Here is an 18,240-nt window from a genome sequence, read left to right on the forward strand (position 1 = left end):
TCCCTGGGCGGATCAGGGGGCGGGTCTGGTGCATTCGCCAGCGGTGGCGGTGGAGTTGGCGGCCTACGCCCGGCCTTGACACCTGCGGCGGCCACAGGTGGCGGCTTAACCGCTATGTCGAACACCCAACCGCTCACCAGTGGAGCGAAAACATCTGTGCCAGCATCGAGTTCGGCATTGCCCGGCGGAGGGATGGGAGGTCTTGGCGGCGCTGGAATGAGAGGAAGAGAGGAGGCAACCACGCGAGCAGACTCGGCAATTGAAGCGGGTGTCGCGCCCATCGCTGACACCGACACTGCCCGCGCGAACGCCATTGTCAGTGAATGGCTACCTAAGCGTTCGGGCGGGTTAGACTAAATCCACTGCCCCGTGATAACGGGAATTGAAAGGACACAAGACAAATGGACGTTGCTATTGATCATGGCGTCGCCGACAACATGGTTGCCCAGATGGACGGTCACGTTGATGCGATGCACCAGACGTGGACGAACACGGTTCGAGAGTTCGAGGACCTCAAGGGTTCCGGCGCGATGATCGGTGCGGCTTCGGAAGCGTGCCAGCTGGCCGTGCAGCGCACCAACGAACACCTCGAGCGGATTGTGGCCAAGGACAAGCAGCTGTTCGAGGACATCCGCGCCGCCCATGCCGATGACCTGAACACCGAGGAAGAGTCGGCGGGCATGTTCAACGGCTTCGGCAACCACTAACCCTCGACGGTCATCCAAAACTCCTAGAAAGAAGGACATTTCATGTCTGATATCGTTCGCTATCGGCCCGGTCAGATCGAAGCGGCCGTTGCCACCCTCACTGGGAACCTCAACACGATCAAGCAACAGACCGAAGACCGAATCAACACCGGCAACCAGTATGTCCAGACCAATCAGGGTCAGTTCATCGAACGGTTCAACGAACTCAACCAGGACTACGCGCGAGTGACTGACGAGGTTCACCAGACCATCAATCACATCATCTCCGCGGTCACAGAGGCCAAAGCCTCGAATGCAGCACGTGATCTTCGATCGGCAAGTTCGATCGGCTGAGCGCAAGCGCAATTCGAGCTATGAGCAACAGTTCTGCCGGATGCTACGGGGCCGTATCAGGTCCTGTAACGGTCACTGTGCACGGAGGCGGGAACGAGATGGTGATGCCCCTCATCACACTGCAATCTGTTCCCGCCTCCGGTGCGACGTTGGAGGCTCACGTCCGCGCATGCCTAGCAGAACTCAACCTTTTGGCCCGCGATGATTGAACGATTCACCGGCGACGACGCCGACCTCATCATCGAAGACCGCTGGCCCCATAGCTACAACGAGGACCAGATTATCGCCAGCGCACGGCATCACCGTGAAGTCGTGGCCGCTGAGATCTCCGGAGTGGCTCAGCCGTACCTGAATGCCGCACGCACCGAGGCTGACACAGCCAACGCCGGCATGTTCGCTCAAGCAGTGGTCACAAAAACTGCCGACCATATGCATCTAGCAGACCAATCGGCGCTACGGCACAGCACCGTTGCCGAGCACCTCGACACTTTCGCCACGGCCATTATCAACGCCAAAAACCGTATCAACGGCGCGGTTTCGACGTTCACAGCTGACTGGGCCAAAGCCCCCCAACTGGCCCAAGCTAACAACTGGTACCAGCACGAATACAACAGCTACCGGACCCAGCTCGTCGAAGCCGGCCGCGCCAGCGTCACAGCAGCGCTGAGCGATCTCACCGCCGCACACGACACATGCTCCACCGTTCTACAGGCGGCGCTGGACTGATGCTGCCCACCACCAACACCAACAACATCAGTGCGATCACCGACGCGCTGACTGGTCTACAGTCCACGCTCGACGAGAAGAATGAGCGCCTCGACCGCATCGGTGCGTACATGGACGACCCGGACGAGCCAACCATCATCGTCCGCGTCAAACACGGCAAGATCCTCGACATCGCCGTGAGCGATGCCATCACGACGCTGCCCGTGGACGAACTGCAAAACCTCGTCAACGCTGTCATCTTCGGCGCCTTCGTCGACTGGTACGAAAACGTGAGGCCGCAGTGACCACACCGACCCCAGCCCCCAGCGCCGAAGCGATCACCGACGCGCTACACGACCTGGGCATCGACGGCTCCGGAGCCGCAGAACAGGCGTGGCGTTCACAGCTGGCGATCAGCACCGACCTGTCCCGGCATCTGCAGTCGATCGTCGAGGCTGTCGGAGCGGCAAAACAGCGCGCCGAATCTGCCCTGGCCGAGTACACAGCCAACGCGCCCACAGCGGCGGAGATCGAAGCCGCTCAACAGGAATTGCTGGCCGCATCGACACAAGACGATCCGCGCAACCCGCAACGTCTGGCCGAGGCGGAGAACAAGCTCGGAGAGCTGTTGGCCCGCCAACAGGCAGCCGAAGACAAATATGAGCGCGACTCCACCGACAATGCGCAGCAGCTCGATTCGGACCGAAAAACGGCTGACGAAGCACTATCCCCCGAAGCCCGCGCAAAGCTGGCTCAATTGTTGGGCGCTCTAGCCGGCCCACCCGCGGCTATGCCCGCCGGTGCACCAGCGGGCGCGCCGGCAGGGCCGCCGCCAGCAGCCGGGGCTCCGGCATCGGGTGTCACTCCAATGTCTGGCTCTGGCGGCGAGGACAGCGGCTTCAGCCCCGGCGGCTCCTACATTGACGATGAGCAACCGGGGCAGACACACACGTCATCAAACCCGGCGGCGGTGAGTTCTGCGCCCACGCTGGTCAACGCGGCCACCAACGCCCAGGTTGGTGCAGGCAGTGCCCCCGTGGCGACGTCCGGGCAGCCGGCCGCCGCCGCCTCGCAGCCCGGAGCGATGCATGGCGGGTTCATGCCGCCCATGGCGCCAGGAATGGGCATGGGTGGAGCCGGGCAGAACGGGCCCAAGCCTGACAGCGACCAACGGAAGTCATCCTCGACGCTGGACCGTGACGAACTGCTCAATGGTGACGACCTACTCAACCGCTCGGTCAAAGGACGCCTGTAAATCCCTGTGCCGGCGTGCTGTAAGCGGACTGACGCGTGCTACGGGCATTTACACTTGAAATTGTTGCTTCGGCAGGGCAGCCCCTACTCGATTTCCCCCGATCTGAGTCAGTGTCCACCTGCCCTGCCGAAGCAAACCCCCTGAGTAGCAACATGATTTAAGCGGACGGGGCCGTCCGATGGCGGGGGATACTAGCTTTATGAATATCAGAATCGATGTGCCCGAATGATATTCGGACGCGTCGCTGGTCGTCTGCGACGCAGATGGCGGCGTGCTCTGGCTGCTGCGGTGGCGGCGAGCGTGCTATCTGGAGGTGGAATTACCGCCTACAGCAGCAATTTCGATCACCTCATCGGCCGCGTGCTGGGTGGCATCGGCTTGCCTGACGCGGGATGTGTGGAATCGCCTACCGGCCCAACCGTGTGCGCGGACGGATCCCCGGCGCGTAGCGGATCGGCCGTCGGTGGCTACAAAGGCCCGCATTGAAGTGGTTGCCGGAAGTGAGACACAAAAATGGTTTCTCCAGTGCTCCAACGATCAGACTCCGCCCCCGCCCCGCTGGGCCGCAGCAGGCTTCACCGTCATACGGTCCTCACCAATGACGGTGTAGCCCTGTCCGTATCGGACAGTCGCCCAACCGGCGCCATCGAGCACACGGTGGTCTTGTTGCATGGCCTGTGTTTGACTCGCAAGTCCTGGTATCGACCAGCTCGACACCTGCGTGGCCGCCCGGGCCTGCGTGTCATCGCCTACGACCACCGTGGCCACGGCCGATCCGGACGAGCGCCCTTGCATACCTACACACTCGACAGACTCGCCGAAGACCTCGCCGACGTCCTCACCGCACTCAACGTGACCAGCCCCGTGACGTTCGCCGGACACAGCATGGGCGGTATGACCGCCTTGAGCTACCTGGCGCGACCGCTCACCGCCCAGCCAATCCACCCACAAGGACTGGTCCTCGTCGCAACCTCGGCTGGACAGCTCACCGATCACGGCCTCGGCCGTCTGCTGGCAGTGCCTGGTCTGGACGCCGCTATCAACGTCGTGCACCACCTTCCCCAGATGGTCAGCGAACGCGTCATGCACGCCGTAGCGCGGCCTGTGTGCGACATCGTCACCCACGATAAAACGGTATCGGCATCATTGGCCGAAGCGTTCCGATCGACCTCGACATCAACAGCGCTGGGATTCCTGCATTCGCTCAAGACTTACGACCGGCACCACATACTTCCCACCATCTCGGCAGCAACCACGGTGATCAGTGGGGGCACAGATCTTCTCACCCCACCCGTTCATTCCGACGCTATGGCCGCGGCCATAGCCGGGGCCCGACGGATACACCTGCACGAGGCTGGCCACATGCTGTTACACGAAGCCGCAACCGTCGTTAGCGACGCCATTGTGCGCACCCTCGCTGTCGGCCGTGTGGCCGCATCGCCAGAGGCGACGACGAACGGGCCTCAGCTCTACGCGATCGCCGCGCCAGCCTGACCACACCTATCCGCGAAAGGGATAACCACGATGGTCACGACACCCAGCACCGGCGGACGGCCAGTCCGGTATCGCCACACTGAAGCCGCCCCGGATATTGCCGACAGCCTGGCCTTGATGCTGACTGCCCGCCGTCGCCGGCACCTGCACCGCACCGCGTGGACCAGCCGATGACGACCGACGCCCACTTAGGCTTCTCCAGCACCGTGCCGGCATCACACCGCGTGGAATGCCGGATGCGCGGCGGGACCCGCAAGCTGCTGACCACCGCCGCGACGGTCAGCCTGATCATCACCGCAGTAGGGGGAGTGGCTATGGTCGTCAGCACCCCAGAACGTTCTGTCGTCGAATCGGCTTACTCGGCCCAGTTGACGAGCATCCCTGAAGCGCAACCGATGAAGCAGCAGCGTCCACCGTCGCCCTTCGCCTCAGCGGTCGGCTATGAACGCGCTTGTGGATCAGTCTTCATCGTCGACAAGCTCACGCAAGACGCGCTCACTGCCCGTGCTGCGGCCCAGCTGGGGTCCCGGCGCAAGCCGGTCGATGGACACGCGCTGAACGGCTACGCCGACGCCCTCGGTCTCATCGACCGTGAAAGCATTCCGCCCACGATGAGTGCTGCTGTGACAGCCCACTCCTACGCCTTGACCAACCTCGCCACGATGATCAAGCACCACGCAGCTGAAGCGGATATCAACTCCACGACAGCAGTAGTTCGCTCGACAAGCGCTGTCCTGCAGCAATTTTGCCGACAATGAAGGCATGGGTCGACGCTTCGAACAGGGGTACCTGAGGCAGGACCCCGTCACAGACCCAGCATCTAAACGAAAGCAGTGAGGTGAAACAGTGAACCGGTCTAAAGCCCTACGCCGCGCATTAGCTGGCGGCGTGGCGGCAGTCGGCATCGCGGTGGGGCAATGGCTACACTCGGCCCCCGCCGGTGAAGCGGACCAGCAGGCCGTCAGCACGGCCGTGGTGGATCCTGGCCTCACTGAGCTACTGTCGCAGGTTCGCGTCGTCGACCACATAGACGAAGTGGACGGATATGAAAGAGGATGCGGCACAGACAAAAAGACGCGCGCAAAACAGCGATGTGTGTTCGGTCCGGCATGGAATGACCCCCTCGATCACAGTGGTTGTGACACCCGGTCTCGGCTGCTTTCGCAGTCACTGCACAACGTCACCTTCAAACCAGGAACTCGTAACTGCAAACCCGTCGCGGGGGTTCTCAGCCCAGATCCATACACCGGCGCCGACATCAACCTCAAGGACGTGGAAGTCGATCACGTGTATGCAATCTCACGAGCGTGGAACGCCGGCGCCTGGCGGTGGTCACCGAAACAAAGGCAGATTTTCGCCAACGACTTCACCGAACTGATCGCCGTATCGAGGCCGGCGAATCGCTCTAAATCCGATGCAGGACTGGACGAATGGCTGCCAAGCTACCAGCCGTGCACGTATGCGCAGCGGTACTTGACTGTGGCTGCCAAATACGAACTGCCGATCACAGTCGGGGACCGGGACGCGGCGATCACCGCGTGCCGATAGACCACAAGGAAGGACGCGCGTAGCGATGCCCAAGGTAGGAAACGTCGTGCAAACCGAAGATGGCGCGATCGGCGCCGTGGTCGACTGGGTCGACCACGGCATGCGCCCAGGGATCTTCACCATCGAATGGGATGAGACCACGTTCAGCGGTACCGGCCCACCGCGGCACTGGACGAAGGATTGCGCAGCGGCACTGAAGGTCCTGAGTTGAAAAAGAACAACGCACTCACGATCACGGTGACGAAACAGGCCAACCAGCTGAGCGTGGGCGATGTCATCCTCGGCCCGAAGAACAGCCGACATGTGGTGACCGAGATCGTCCATCACGGCTTGGCCGCCGCGTGGTTGTCGATACACACCGACACCGGACTCAAACTCGACAAATCCCAGGACGAAGCGAAACTCGACACCTACGACGTACTGGTAGCAGGAAATCACGCCTAGAGAATTGGGAGAGGTACGCGACCATGGGTATACGGAAATACACGGACGCAACAGGATTGGAGCAGACTGCCGTCGACGGGCCGAAGGGCACGGTCCTGGTGACGAAAGGAAAACGTGACCAGCAGTTCAAGGTGTGGGTCAGCGACTCACTCGACACCCTCTTGAGCACAGGAAATTACGACTCTGCAGTTCAAGCCGCTATGAGACATGCCGGCCTCGGCGAGGCGGCCCCGAAGGGCTACTGACGTGGAAACGGTCAAACGTGCCGACGAGCTGCACCCGGGCGACGAACTCAAACTTGAGGACGGCACCTATATCCAGGTTCGCGGTGTGAACATGCCTGGCACGGACTGGAATCCACACAAGACCGTTGTGCGCATATCCCTTGGATCCACAGGGTGGCACTCGTGGCCAGTCGCCAAACGCGTCACCGTCATCCTTGGGAAGGAACACGGTGGTGCTGACCGGCGATAGCACGGATCGGAGTGGCAAGCGTCGAACCTACTCAATGGGGAAAACTCCGACCTCGACGCGCGCTACGACGAGGGGCGGCGCCTCTACCGCATCGAGCTGCGTTCAGTCTCGGACCAGACGTAGACCCGTCTGCGGGCCAGGCTCGTCGTCGATCACCACATGCCGCGGATACATATCGGCCGCTTCCTCACGAATCAGCGACGTCGGCACAGAGATATGAAGGTCCGCAACAGCTTTCAGGGTCGCCCGCGCGTCCGATAGATACCGGTAGGCCGTGGCCTGTCCCAAGATGCCGTCCCTAATCGGCTGCAGCCCGATCCGCTGCCAATGCCGGGACAACGCTTCCACCGCGGCGGCCTCGGCCGCATCGCTGGCCGGCTGGTCGAGCGAGTGAGGGTAGAGCAGCACGAGGGTGTCCAGTGGGCTGGCCATCCGGTCGATGAGTTCGGCCACCAGCCACGCCCCGAGGTCATGACCGCGCAGCGGCGAAGCGATGGACACCGCGGTGATGATCAAGATCCGATTGAACGGAGAATCCCCGAATTGTTCCTGGACGCTGTAGGCGACGTCGTCATCGTCGAACAGCTCGGCGAAGGTCTCGGCGTCCTGAGACAGCGAGTCCAGCAGGTCCTCGATCGGTTGCTCACCGACACGGACGATCAGGAATTCGGCATACCCGCCAAGCACTATCGGGGTGTCTTCCTCGCTCAGCTGGGCTAACTCAAGTTCGGCGCGCCACGTCATCATCGCGTCGAACTGGCTTTCACCGGTGCTGGTGTATCGGACTTTCGGTGCGAACAGAGTCGCGGTCGTCATGGCGGGCCCTTTGCGTGCTCGATGGTCGGATCCGGTCTCAACGTAACCCGGCCGGCGCACGAGGTCCGCTATTGGGTTGCCCTGCTACTGCGTCGACGGGGGATCTCCGTGTGCAGGGGCTGGGGCTTGAACAGCACGAATGGGTCCCCCGCCCGCTGGGCGGCCGGCGGGCGGGTCGGCCTGGTCTACGCCAGGTGGATCGGCAGCCCGTTGCCCTGGAGTGCGCGGGTGCCGGTGAGTGCGTCCTTGAGGGTTAGGGCGGTCTGAAGTTGATCGAGCAGAACCCACAGTCGAGACGACGGGTAGATGCCGGTGCCGTTGGGGATGGGATCGAAAGGCGGGATCCTGGGGCCCAGCTCGTACACGGCGTGGGGTCGATCGCTGGCTTCGCCCTTGGGGAGATAGGGGAACCGATCGCGGATGGTGGGCACGACGTCGGCCTGCATGATGCGGTGGATGCGTTGCACCGCGGCACCCCAACGGAACGCCATGAAGTTTGGCGGGTCGGTGGGCCATCCCCCCGTGCCGTAGGGGTGAAAGTAGCAGTGCTCTTCGGTGACGAACTCTCGGAATGTTGGAGTGCCGGCGCCGCCGGGCCGTTCATCGTTGAGCACGACGCTGTAGACCATGCTGTCTGCCACTGTGCGCATGCGTATCACTTCCGTCAGGTATGTGTGCAGCTCTTCAAGCCAGATGCGTTCTCGCCCGCGGCACAGGGTTCGGGTGGTTGCGATGTCGGACAGGATGTCTCGCCACGGAAGGTGGATGATGGGGACGTCATCGATCTGTGCCGGCAGCTGTGCTGCCGCGAGCGCGGTGGATGCTTGTGACAGGGAGACAAGCACCCCGGAGCCGTACTGGTGGACACGTGGAACGTACTGTGCCAGTTGTTGTGTCGTCGGTAGCAGCCAGTCGCGCTTGGCCTCGAAGATCACCAATGTGGAGCTGGCGGGTAGCCGAACCTCCAGGTCGGTGCGGCCGGCCTCAGCCCGCACTTCCAGTGCAAAGTCGGCGTCCGCATCGTCACTGTGGGTTGGCCAGACACGGCCGAGCACGGTATTGCTGAGCGCCTTGCATCGCGCCATGGTGAAACCGAGCGCAGCGGTCAGGTCATTCTCGTCCTGGCCGAGAAGGCTGAACGCCGAAACCACCTCGGTGCCGTATCGCGTCAGCGACGCCACACCGGCCCCTCTCCCCAGCTGCCGCCGCTGCTCCGCTGCCTGAGCAGTGGCCGGTTGGCGGGTGGGGCGACGCTCATGTCGCGTCCCTGCGCGCAACCACAGTGGTGGCCGTCTCGGCAGTCTCGATATCGAGACTGCGCTGGTAGGCCTCGTCCCTGTCGAGAATGAGCTGTGAACTCGCTTCGCCCGTTGCTCGGGAGATGCTCACTACCCAGAATCCGTCTGCCATCACCAGTCCCACTCGTCACCAGTTCGTCGTGTCTGAACAGCAAGGATGGCACGTCCCCTGGCCTGGCCGGGCCGGATGAGAGATCGGATTGAGCCTCGGGTAGTCCTGTTGCAGGGGATTTGGGGGCCTACTGTTGGCTGAGGGCGGCCCGGGCGGTGGCGTACTTCGATTCGAGCCGAGCGCGTGTCTTCGGATCGAGCTGTGCCAGACGTCGCGGATCGCTGTTGTCGGCGATGTCGGCCATCTTCACCGCATAGGCAATCGTGTTGCGGCGGATCGCGGCGTAGTAGTCGTCCGGCGCGACGGTGGACTTCCGTGTCAGGAGCCTGACGGCTTCCACAACGTGGGGCGGGATCCCCTGCGTGAGGAGGTCTGCATCGGTGACAGCAGTGTCCTCGAGGACGTCGTGCAGGAGCGCGGCAGCACGGTGCTCAGGGGTGTTCGGGGTGACACGCTGCGCGACCCGGCGCGGGTGCGCGATGTAGTCGGCGCCGGCCTTGTCGACTTGGCCGGCGTGTGCATCGGTGGCGATCTTGTCGGCTAGCTCATCGAGCATCATGTGTGTGCTTTCGACGGTGAAGGGTGGGCGGGTATCCGCGCCGCGGGCGAGGTTCTGAGGCTCGTCGCTTCCAGTGTGACATCGGCGAGGGACAAGGCGGCGCGGAATTCTGTGACTGTCGGAGGCATCGGACGCGGCCACATGTCGCTGACCTCGTGCGATGTCACGTAGCTACAGGCGTGCGGCGGCCGGCGGCGGCCGGGTTATTCAATGTTGGAGCGCACACCCGGTGGCGTCGCGGCGAAATCGCCAGTGGTGCATATGGATGTGTAGCGGGGGCCGAACATGAGGGGCTTTCCGGCCTCGTTCAAGAATGACTGCTTGAGGTCGGCAATGCTCAGCCCGAGAAAGTGCGATAGCGGCACCAGCGTGAGCAGGCTCAGGGTGGGATCAGGCGCCGCGGCGATCGGCCCCACTTTATGGTGGCTAAGGACGCGATAGCCGCGACTGAGCTGCTTGCCGACCGTGTACCCGGGGGCGAGATCGTCTTCGGCCCAAGGAAGTTCGAGCGGCGGCAATCCGATGTTCTCGCGAAGATCGTCACCGAAGAGGCCGAACAGGTACGTCTCCAGTATGGCGGTGTTGGCGGCGAACAACAGTGGGCGCATCTCGTCTGCGCTGGCCTCGACGACTTCCACGCGAGCGTTGGCGCGCCAGCGGATGTGGTACCGGGTAGGCGATTCTGCTTCGGGGACGAGCAGTGTTGTTGCGGTGGTGTCGTCGGCGGTGCAGAGATAGCCGACGGCGCGCGCCCAGCCGCGCAGGGCGTCGCTGAGTGGCGGTGGCGTGGTGGTCATCGGTGGGACACGATACGGCGCTGTGACCAGCGCTGATGGTACGTCCACTGAGAAACGGCTCGGCCGGCGTCGGGCCGTTTGGGGCTGGTTGCGGGCGTGCGCCGCTGGTCAGGCCTCAGTAGCCGGCGGCCTCGGTGTCGGTCACGCCGACTTGTGGGCGGTGAGGAGCAGGGCAGGCAGGTAGGTGAGACCGTCTTTGTCGGTACGGAAGTCGTGCTTGGGCAGGTTGGGAATGTCGGGCAGCCGGACGGCGACGTGGGAGGCCTCGATGGCGTCGACAGCCCAGTGCTTGGCGACGGCGTCGCGAACTTCGGCTTCGGTCACCAGGTTGGGGACCGGGCACGGTGAATCGACCGGCAGTGCATCGGTGGTAAATACCAGCAGGTGGAGGCGGCCGCCAGGGTTGGCCGCGGCGGAGATACCGCGCAGGTAGTCGTCGCGCGCGTCGAGGGGCAGCGAGTGGAACAGGGTGCAGTCGATGACGGTGTTGAACTGGGGATCGCCCAGGCCGAGAGCGGCCAGGTCGCGCGCATCGCCTTGAATGAACCGGGCAGTGAGGCCGCGGTCGTTAGCTTGCTCGGTGGCGTCGTTGATGGCCTCTGTGGAGATGTCGATGCCGGTGACCTCGTGGCCGGCTTCAGCGAGCGCGATGGTGAGATCGCCGATGCCGCAGCCCGCGTCGAGCACGGGGTCTTGGACCTGGCCGGCGGCGATCAGGTTGGCGATCGCTGGTTGGGGTTTGCCGATATTCCACGGGGGAGGGCCGGCGAAGATGTGGCCGCGGTAGGCGGCGTCCCAATCCATGACGTCTGACATGATCTGCAGCGTAGCGGGCGATCGGTTATCCGCGCGAGCTACTGGCCTTACGTCAAATCAGCTCAGCGGCACGGCTCTTGGGCGTGCGATGTACCACGGGAAAATGGGGCGTTCAAGCAAGAGAACGTCGAACGCGTCGTCGACGTTGGACTCGGCGATGGCCGTCTGGACGGCGGCCAGCTCGGTCTCGATGGCCGACCGGTCAGTGGAGAAGGTCAAACCCCAGGGGACGTAGTGGGCGGTGACCTGGTAGCCCACGGTGTACTCGTACAGCGCTGGGCGGCGCTCGATGTCGGTGGCAGGAGCCCAGGGCAAAATCCTCTGCTCGATGAGGACGGCGTGTTGATCATTTGAGGCGGCGAGCTCAGACTCGGCGGCGCCGCGATTCAGCGTGACCATGCTTGCTCGCATCGGATGGAGCTCGGCGCCCTCGCCGCGGCTTGCGACCGCATACACCAGCAGTGGAACCGGAACCGAGGAAGGTGTTCCTGGATGCATTGCTTCCTTTCCCGTTGTCATATCGCTGCGAGGTCAGAGGCGCTGGCGATATCGGCCGTGGGCCACTGCGGGCGTTGAACCGACGGCTTCGCCGATTTGCTTCCATGTGGCGCCGGCGTTGATGGCGGCCGCTACCGCGTCGACGTCGGGTGTGCGGATGCGTTCGCGGCGACGCTCGACGAGCGCGTTGGAGATGAGGGATAGCACGTCTAGGGACCAGTCGAGTCGGTATGGAGACAGTGCGCCCCACTGGGGGTCGGCGGGATCTGCGGCCAGTAGCACCGCGGTGATGTCTTCGGCGTCGCCTCGCAGTGTCATGCCGGCCGCGGTGAGACGGTTCGTGATGCGGGTGCTGGCGATTCGGCGGGCGGCCTGGAGCGCAGCGGCGCGGACCTGATCTTCATCACTGCAAGACGTTCCGTCTTTCATAGGTGTAGACACTAGGAGTCATCAGCAGTGATGACATCTGCTAATGCAGTATGGCACGCATTGTTCTACAGGATGCGATGGAAGTTCCGGGGCTCTCTCCACGTGGTGGTGTGGCCCGGCACGGCTTCAGTGATCGCGGTGTCGGCGACAGCCTGGGATCGGCGGTGATGGCACGTCCCGGGTATATCCGCGCAAGGCTTTTGCGCTTGGGCGAGACCCTGCGCAGGCCGCCTCTCGCCCAATGGATTAAAGGGGTCGTGAAGACGCCTTTGCCACGATCTCGCGTTCACGCAGGGCCCCGCCACCCCATTATTCGGTCCCGCTGCCGTGTTGCGGGGCAATCAGGCGGACCCGACGCTGAGCCATGTAGCTGTCTGGGCACATGTTGGTTCGCCCTCACCCGGAGACAGCGGAGAATTCCAGAGTTGAGCCCCGGTTCCGTATTCGGACCGGGGCTCAACTTTTTGCTGTATGCCGGGTGCTGTGCCCGCCGGTTGCCGACCGGCCGTCGCCATGGTCGTGCGCGATCGGCCCGGCGGCCTTGGCTAGGTGGGGTCGTCGGGGAGGCTGGGGCGCCAGTATTCCTCGACTGTCCGGATCGGGTGGTCGAGGCACCGGGCGCCGTTGATTGTGGTTGTGCGGATCGCGGTTGACGCCGCGGTTGTGGCAGCGCGTTCGTCGTCGGCGAGCATTTCCAGGTCAACGATGACCTGGACCAAGAACCGTTTCGATGGGGTTGGCACGCCGAGCGGCTCGTTTGTCACCAAGGCCCCCGTGAGAGTGGGTGGGTTGTTGTCGTTGCGCTGGTCCGTACCCGACTGGTGCTGCGTCGGCTCGGCAGCGATGCCGGCGGCGCGACGGCCAGACGCAGGATCAAGGCGATGGAGTCTCCTGGCCGCAGCTGCGTCAGAACGTTGAATTCGCTTTGCAATTCGGCCAATTCGGTTGCGAAGGGCGCCGAAAGCTCCTCGAGTTCGGTGGCGGTCTGTGCGTAGAGGAAGACCGGGGACACTGGCTGGACTCCGAATCCTTGTTGCTGGGCCGCGATCCACACGGCTTCGACCGCCGATCCGCCCGTGGCGTAGGAGCGCAGGTCGTTGCCGGTCACCGTGACGACGGCCAGAGCTGAGCTGGCCAGGACACGGTCTCGCATGTCGTCGCCGAGAGCGGACCCGGCGTCCCATTCGGCGAGCTGCTCCATGACGTCGGCGCGGCGCAGGACATCGAGGACCGCCATCTCGCCGGGATCGAATTCGAGACTGCGCACGTCGATGCCCGTGTCGGGGTCCGGATCGCCCGGCCAGCGCAGTTCGGAAATCATCTCTTGATGCAGGCGCGGGGTGAGAAACCGTACGCGGTCGGCCGCAGCGAGGATGGCGGCCGCTTGAGATATGTCATCTCGCTGGGTGAGCAGCTGCAGGCGCGCGCCGTGCGTTTCGGCCGCGTCGGTGAGCGCTGTGATGGTGGCGTCGTCGAGCGGCTTGGGGGTTCCGTGGTGGCGGTTGGATTCGCGGGCCAGCATGGGCTGGTAGAGCTGTGCGAGTGCGGGGTCGTTGCCGTCGTCGGTGATGCGCATGGTGGCCTGCAGCGGCGCGCTGCCGGCGGCGGTGACAGTGACGGGGCCGAGCACATGGTGTTCGGCGGCGGCGATCGTGATGTTCAGCAGTGCTGCGCCCAGGGCGACGGCGCTGCCGCGGAACTTGACGTCCATGGTCGAGGTGTGGTCAGGGTCGATACCGACCGTGATGGAGTCTTCGGCGAGAGCGATCTGCCAGGGCTGCGTGTTACCGCCGGAGGGGGCGCGCATCGCGGCTGTAGCGAGGTGTTCGAGTGGGCCGCCGTCGAGGGCCTGCGGGGTGTTCGGCTCGTCGGTGGCCGGTTCGTAGCGATGTGCCATGTCGGGCTCGCGAATCTGGCCCAGGGCCCAGCTGACATCGATGCGGCTGCGGCCGGATCGCAGTTCTTCGCCGAGGCCGATTCTGCGGACAGCTTCGGCGATGGCGGCAGCCCCGATGATGACGTCGGAGGCGAGCTGCGGCCAGGTGGACAGGGATCGGTCGATCTCGATGAGGGATGCGGCTGTGCTTGGGGATAGGCGTTCGGCTTCCAGATGCCGGAGAACGTGGGGGATCTTCTCGCGGCTGGTCATGCCGGGGAGAAGATCGATGTCGAGTTGGCCGAGCAGTCCGTGCAGGATGGGACGCCCGGGCTCTTGGTCGAAGCGTTCGACATCGATGATGCCGCGGTCGCTGGTGGCCATGAGCACCGGGATCTCCAGATCGCGGGCAGCGACACGTAGCCGGGCTTTCACTTCGAGTGAATCGCATTCCTCGACCGCGATGTCGAGGCCATTAAGGAAGTCGTCGAGCGTGTCTGCGTTGAGGCCGGCATCGAGTACTTCGACGGGCAGGTAGGGGTCGAGTTCGGCGATTCTGCGGGCCGCGACGACGGCTTTGTTGACCCCGAGGTCGAAGACGGTGGCCGGCACCCGGTTGAGGTTGGACAGTTCGAGATGGTCGAAGTCGGCCAGACGCAGTTTGCCGCACAGGCCTTGGGCGGCCAGGGTGTGGGCGATGACGTGGCCGACGCTGAGACCAGCCACACCGATCGTCAGAGCGCTGAGAGTGGTTTGCTCTGCGGCAGTGATGTTGTTGCGGTTGCGGTCCAGGCGCAGTGCCTGGAATCCGCGGGGGCCGAGCACGGCGACGACGGCGCGCCGCCACGGGTAGTAGGCCCATCGTCGACCTTCGCCCAGCAGCTCGTCAGACGGAGTCGGGCGAAGAGCGCGCAGGCTTTCCAGCTGGGCGTCGTGATCGTCGAGAAAGTCGATGTCGGGGTCAGCGCGGAGCTCGTCGAGCAGGGCGTTGTCGCCAGTGTTGGTTGGGTCGAGAACTCGTGCGGTGTAAGCGGTCTGCATGCTGTTCCTTCGCTGATTCGGCGTCCGGGGCGCCGAGGGCCTCAGTCGTAGACTATGTCCGACGCTGGGAGGTGTGCGCGTGACCGATACTGCGCAAAAGCAAACTGTCGCGGATCTTCCGCTGGCTCCGATTAACCCGTTGCCGTACAAGCAAAAGCGTGACGCTTTGCGGAACTTTCACACCGGCACCGACATCCTGCGAGATGCCGGCGGCCCGGTCACCCGGTTTAGCCTTGGCCCACGATGGCTGATGCCGCCAATCGTTTTAGCCACCTCACCTCAAGGTATCCGCGACATCGTGGGCGTGCGTGACGGCTCGATCGACAAGACGAGCGGAGTGGGGCGAGAGCTTCGGCGTTTGCTTGGCGGCAATTTATTCGTGTTGCCGCACCAGGAATGGCTACCGCGCCGGCGAACACTGCAGCCGGTGTTCACGAAGAAGCGGGTGGAATCTTTCGGCGCCCATATGGCCGAGGCCACAGAGATGGTGGTGTCCTCGTGGGCCGACGGCGCGCAGATCAGCCTGGACGCCGAGGCGCGTCAGCTGACGATGCGTGCGTTGGGCCGCTCGGTGCTGGGTCTGGATCTGGACGAGCAGGCCGATGTGGTGGCCGAGCCGCTGCGGGTCGCGACCAGTTACGCGGTGCGGCGCGCCCTGAAACCGTTGCGTACGCCGGCGTGGCTGCCGACGCCGGCGCGGCGGCGGTCCCGGGAGGCTGCGACCGCGATTCGGGGGCTGGCCGCCGAGATTGTGCGTGCGTGCCGTGCTGATCCCGACCTGGATGCCCCGCTGGTGCAGGCGTTGATCGCCGCGCGCGACCCGGAGACTAAGCAGCCGTTGACTGACGACGAGATCCGCGACGAGCTCGTGATCTTCGTGTTCGCCGGCCACGACACAACGGCAACGACGCTGACCTATGCGTTGTGGCAGCTGGGGCGCCACCCCGAAGTGCAGGAGCGCGTGTACGCGGAGGTCGCCCAGATCGGCGATCGGTTACTGGCGCCGGGTGACGTCGAGCAGCTCGGGTACACCGTGCAGGTTCTTCGGGAGGCCTTGAGGCTGTGCCCGCCCGGGCCGACCGGGACGCGGATGGCGATCGAGGATGTCGAGGTCGATGGATATCGGGTTGAGGCGGGAACCATGTTGGTGTTCGGCCGCATGTCAGTCCAGCGTGACCCGACCCTGTGGGAAGATCCGCTGCGATTCGATCCTGAGCGCTTCACCGAGGCGAACATGAAGAAACTAAACCGCTGGCAGTACGTGCCGTTCGGCGGCGGGCCCCGGTCGTGCATCGGTGATCACTTCGCCATGCTGGAAGCGACGCTGGCGCTGGCCTCGATTGTGCGTCGCGTGAAGTTGACCTCGCTGGAAGACGATTTCCCGCTCGCGGTGCCGTTCACGATGGTCCCCGGTGGGCCGATACCGGCCAGCGTCGCACTCCGTTAGCCGTGCTCTGCCGGGTCGGCAGTGAACTGGCCGTGACGGATCAGTGCGGTGACACTGGCGTCCCACCGCTGCAGCTCGGCGGGTGTGGTGAACGCGCCGTCGACGTGACGGGCGATGTGGGAACGCAGCATGATCGCGCCTAGGCGCAGGATCAGTGGATTCAGCGCGGCCCACTCCGGGTCGATGTCAGCCCTGGTGAGCCCTGCTGCGGCGAAGGTGTCGCGCTGCCTGATGCTGATTTTGAGCAGCCCGTCGAAGATCACGGCGCCAATGTTGTTGCCTTCGCCGAGTGCGCGGCCCACGTAGTCGACAACGTCGGGATGATCATGGATGAGCTTGGAGAAGCGGCCGCCTAGGGATCTGAAGTCGTCGGTCGGCTCTGTCGGCACCGGTAGTGGGTTGGATTCGAGGGCTTCACTGAAGACGCGCAGCACATAGTCGTCGATGGCCGCGATAAGACCAGCTTTGTTGCCGAAGTGGTGTTGCGGCAGGCCGTGTGCTACTCCGGCGGCTTGAGTGATGGCGCGCATAGTGGTTGCGCTGATGCCTTGTGTGGCGAAGCAATGGATCGCGGCATCGCGAATTCGGTCTGCCGTAGACAACTCGACCGGGGCCGGTTGCTGGAGGAAAACCGAGCCTTCCATAGCAGTCGATAATACAACACGCGAATAGACTTCTCCGAGTGGAGTATTATGTTCTACAGTCGGAGAACACCGCGGCTTTGAGGCCCGAGGATTGGGCAGATCGAGCGAAACCGCGGGATACGACTCGGCCGCTCGCTCCGAAAGCTGAGTTGCACACCGAGCAGACGGGACGACGCAATGCCGAACATCACCTACATGGCCCCGGCGGGCGCTCTGCCTGGGTATCTGGCAATACCGACAGGTGATGGACCCTGGCCGGCTGTAGTGGTCATCCAGGACGTGCAAGGCATGACGGCCGACCTGCGACGCATTAGCGACCGCCTCGCCGGTGAGGGGTACCTCACCCTGACGCCCCACCTTTATGGCCGCGGTTTCAAACCCCGGTGCATGATCGCCACCATTCGGGCCCACTTCGCAGACACTGGCGACGCTTACGACGACATCACGGCCGCGCGCACGTACCTGCTCAACGATCCACGGTGCAATGGGCGAATCGGGCTGCTCGGATTCTGTATGGGCGCCGGCTTCGTGCTTCAGCTGTCACCACGAGGACTTTTCGACGTGGCCGCGGCCCAGTACGGCCTAGCACCCAAGAACATTGATGTGCTGGCACGTTCGTGCCCGGTCGTCGCCAGCTACGGCGCCAAAGACCGCATCGTCAAACAGGGCTCGGCGAGCGCATTAGACTCCGCTCTCGCCAAAGGCTCCGTCGATCGCGACATCAAGGAATACCCGAACGCCGGACACAGCTTCATGAACAAGTCGGGTATCCCGGCGCCATTCACCATCATCGAAACCCTTGCTGGCTTTTCCTATTCTCAGCCCGAAGCGGAGGATTCCTGGAAGCGGACCCTCGCCTTCTTCGCGAAGTATCTGACCCAAATGCCCGACTCCTCAGGGCTTCCTGGGCAGGACGGCTAACGATGCGTCAACGAGTTGAGAATGCA

General features: G+C 63.8%; 23 protein-coding genes. 13 read left to right on the forward strand and 10 right to left on the reverse strand.

Going from position 1 to position 18,240, the window contains the following annotated elements:
* Nucleotides 1-401 precede the first annotated feature (401 nt).
* From E0T84_RS24395 to E0T84_RS24445, 11 genes are all read left to right on the forward strand, one after another.
* On the forward strand, nucleotides 402-707 hold the full coding sequence (locus E0T84_RS24395) for a hypothetical protein (RefSeq protein ID WP_064925280.1): 306 nt from the start codon (nucleotides 402-404) through the stop codon (nucleotides 705-707).
* A gap of 42 nt (nucleotides 708-749) precedes the next feature.
* Complete coding sequence (locus E0T84_RS24400) at nucleotides 750-1,040, forward strand: hypothetical protein (RefSeq protein WP_064925278.1); 291 nt, start codon at nucleotides 750-752, stop codon at nucleotides 1,038-1,040.
* A 201-nt stretch (nucleotides 1,041-1,241) separates the two neighbouring features.
* Nucleotides 1,242-1,766 carry a hypothetical protein gene (locus E0T84_RS24405; RefSeq protein WP_064925276.1) on the forward strand — a complete coding sequence of 175 codons (525 nt, stop codon included), beginning with the start codon at nucleotides 1,242-1,244 and terminating at the stop codon, nucleotides 1,764-1,766.
* A complete protein-coding gene (locus E0T84_RS24410) occupies nucleotides 1,766-2,050 on the forward strand; it encodes a hypothetical protein (protein ID WP_048895711.1) in 285 nt (94 codons plus the stop codon). The genes E0T84_RS24405 and E0T84_RS24410 overlap by 1 nt, the downstream gene beginning before the upstream one ends.
* A complete protein-coding gene (locus tag E0T84_RS24415; protein ID WP_064925275.1) occupies nucleotides 2,047-3,000 on the forward strand; it encodes a hypothetical protein in 954 nt (317 codons plus the stop codon). Before E0T84_RS24410 ends, E0T84_RS24415 begins: the two co-directional genes overlap by 4 nt.
* A 513-nt stretch (nucleotides 3,001-3,513) precedes the next feature.
* Entirely contained in the window at nucleotides 3,514-4,494 is a 981-nt protein-coding gene (locus tag E0T84_RS24420; RefSeq protein WP_081285469.1) for an alpha/beta fold hydrolase, read from the forward strand.
* A 170-nt stretch (nucleotides 4,495-4,664) separates the two neighbouring features.
* Nucleotides 4,665-5,252, forward strand: coding sequence for a hypothetical protein (locus tag E0T84_RS24425; protein WP_131813052.1), 588 nt, complete (start codon nucleotides 4,665-4,667; stop codon nucleotides 5,250-5,252).
* Between the two features lie 130 nt (nucleotides 5,253-5,382).
* Nucleotides 5,383-6,042 carry an HNH endonuclease family protein gene (locus E0T84_RS24430; protein WP_109772104.1) on the forward strand — a complete coding sequence of 220 codons (660 nt, stop codon included), beginning with the start codon at nucleotides 5,383-5,385 and terminating at the stop codon, nucleotides 6,040-6,042.
* A gap of 25 nt (nucleotides 6,043-6,067) precedes the next feature.
* Nucleotides 6,068-6,253, forward strand: a complete 186-nt coding sequence (locus tag E0T84_RS24435; RefSeq protein WP_064925269.1) for a hypothetical protein — start codon at nucleotides 6,068-6,070, stop codon at nucleotides 6,251-6,253.
* Complete coding sequence (locus E0T84_RS24440) at nucleotides 6,250-6,486, forward strand: hypothetical protein (RefSeq protein WP_064925267.1); 237 nt, start codon at nucleotides 6,250-6,252, stop codon at nucleotides 6,484-6,486. Before E0T84_RS24435 ends, E0T84_RS24440 begins: the two co-directional genes overlap by 4 nt.
* Before the next feature lie 23 nt (nucleotides 6,487-6,509).
* The gene (locus tag E0T84_RS24445) at nucleotides 6,510-6,731 is read left to right on the forward strand and encodes a hypothetical protein (RefSeq protein WP_064925266.1); all 222 of its coding nucleotides are present in this window, start codon (nucleotides 6,510-6,512) and stop codon (nucleotides 6,729-6,731) included.
* 331 nt (nucleotides 6,732-7,062) lie between these two features.
* Here E0T84_RS24445 and E0T84_RS24450 read toward each other — a convergent pair whose 3' ends face one another.
* The 9 genes from E0T84_RS24450 to E0T84_RS24490 form a co-directional block, all read right to left on the reverse strand.
* Nucleotides 7,063-7,776 carry a hypothetical protein gene (locus E0T84_RS24450; RefSeq protein ID WP_064925262.1) on the reverse strand — a complete coding sequence of 238 codons (714 nt, stop codon included), beginning with the start codon at nucleotides 7,774-7,776 and terminating at the stop codon, nucleotides 7,063-7,065.
* Nucleotides 7,777-7,961: 185 nt separating this feature from the next.
* A complete protein-coding gene (locus E0T84_RS24455; RefSeq protein WP_064925260.1) occupies nucleotides 7,962-8,957 on the reverse strand; it encodes a hypothetical protein in 996 nt (331 codons plus the stop codon).
* Nucleotides 8,958-9,313: 356 nt separating this feature from the next.
* The gene (locus E0T84_RS24460; protein WP_074414898.1) at nucleotides 9,314-9,742 is read right to left on the reverse strand and encodes an HD domain-containing protein; all 429 of its coding nucleotides are present in this window, start codon (nucleotides 9,740-9,742) and stop codon (nucleotides 9,314-9,316) included.
* Between the two features lie 206 nt (nucleotides 9,743-9,948).
* On the reverse strand, nucleotides 9,949-10,542 hold the full coding sequence (locus E0T84_RS24465; RefSeq protein WP_064925256.1) for an Imm61 family immunity protein: 594 nt from the start codon (nucleotides 10,540-10,542) through the stop codon (nucleotides 9,949-9,951).
* A 141-nt stretch (nucleotides 10,543-10,683) separates the two neighbouring features.
* Nucleotides 10,684-11,358 carry a class I SAM-dependent methyltransferase gene (locus E0T84_RS24470; RefSeq protein ID WP_234790577.1) on the reverse strand — a complete coding sequence of 225 codons (675 nt, stop codon included), beginning with the start codon at nucleotides 11,356-11,358 and terminating at the stop codon, nucleotides 10,684-10,686.
* A gap of 57 nt (nucleotides 11,359-11,415) precedes the next feature.
* Complete coding sequence (locus tag E0T84_RS24475; protein ID WP_064925252.1) at nucleotides 11,416-11,856, reverse strand: hypothetical protein; 441 nt, start codon at nucleotides 11,854-11,856, stop codon at nucleotides 11,416-11,418.
* A 33-nt stretch (nucleotides 11,857-11,889) separates the two neighbouring features.
* Entirely contained in the window at nucleotides 11,890-12,285 is a 396-nt protein-coding gene (locus tag E0T84_RS24480; RefSeq protein ID WP_064925251.1) for a hypothetical protein, read from the reverse strand.
* 545 nt (nucleotides 12,286-12,830) lie between these two features.
* The gene (locus E0T84_RS24485) at nucleotides 12,831-13,028 is read right to left on the reverse strand and encodes a hypothetical protein (protein WP_131722463.1); all 198 of its coding nucleotides are present in this window, start codon (nucleotides 13,026-13,028) and stop codon (nucleotides 12,831-12,833) included.
* 17 nt (nucleotides 13,029-13,045) lie between these two features.
* Complete coding sequence (locus tag E0T84_RS24490; RefSeq protein WP_064925249.1) at nucleotides 13,046-15,202, reverse strand: Rv1355c family protein; 2,157 nt, start codon at nucleotides 15,200-15,202, stop codon at nucleotides 13,046-13,048.
* A 79-nt stretch (nucleotides 15,203-15,281) separates the two neighbouring features.
* Here E0T84_RS24490 and E0T84_RS24495 point away from each other — a divergent pair, with 79 nt between their 5' ends.
* The gene (locus tag E0T84_RS24495; RefSeq protein ID WP_064925247.1) at nucleotides 15,282-16,649 is read left to right on the forward strand and encodes a cytochrome P450; all 1,368 of its coding nucleotides are present in this window, start codon (nucleotides 15,282-15,284) and stop codon (nucleotides 16,647-16,649) included.
* On the opposite strand, the gene E0T84_RS24500 is transcribed toward E0T84_RS24495, so the two are convergent.
* Nucleotides 16,646-17,293: a TetR/AcrR family transcriptional regulator gene (locus tag E0T84_RS24500; RefSeq protein ID WP_064925246.1), complete on the reverse strand. Its 648-nt coding sequence runs from the start codon at nucleotides 17,291-17,293 to the stop codon at nucleotides 16,646-16,648. The two genes, E0T84_RS24495 and E0T84_RS24500, sit on opposite strands and share 4 nt — an antisense overlap.
* 177 nt (nucleotides 17,294-17,470) lie before the next feature.
* Here E0T84_RS24500 and E0T84_RS24505 point away from each other — a divergent pair, with 177 nt between their 5' ends.
* Nucleotides 17,471-18,214 carry a dienelactone hydrolase family protein gene (locus E0T84_RS24505; protein WP_081285467.1) on the forward strand — a complete coding sequence of 248 codons (744 nt, stop codon included), beginning with the start codon at nucleotides 17,471-17,473 and terminating at the stop codon, nucleotides 18,212-18,214.
* Nucleotides 18,215-18,240: the final 26 nt, after the last annotated feature.

It is taken from the genome of Mycobacterium sp. DBP42, from assembly GCF_005924235.1.
Taxonomy (GTDB): Bacteria; Actinomycetota; Actinomycetes; order Mycobacteriales; family Mycobacteriaceae; genus Mycobacterium; species Mycobacterium syngnathidarum.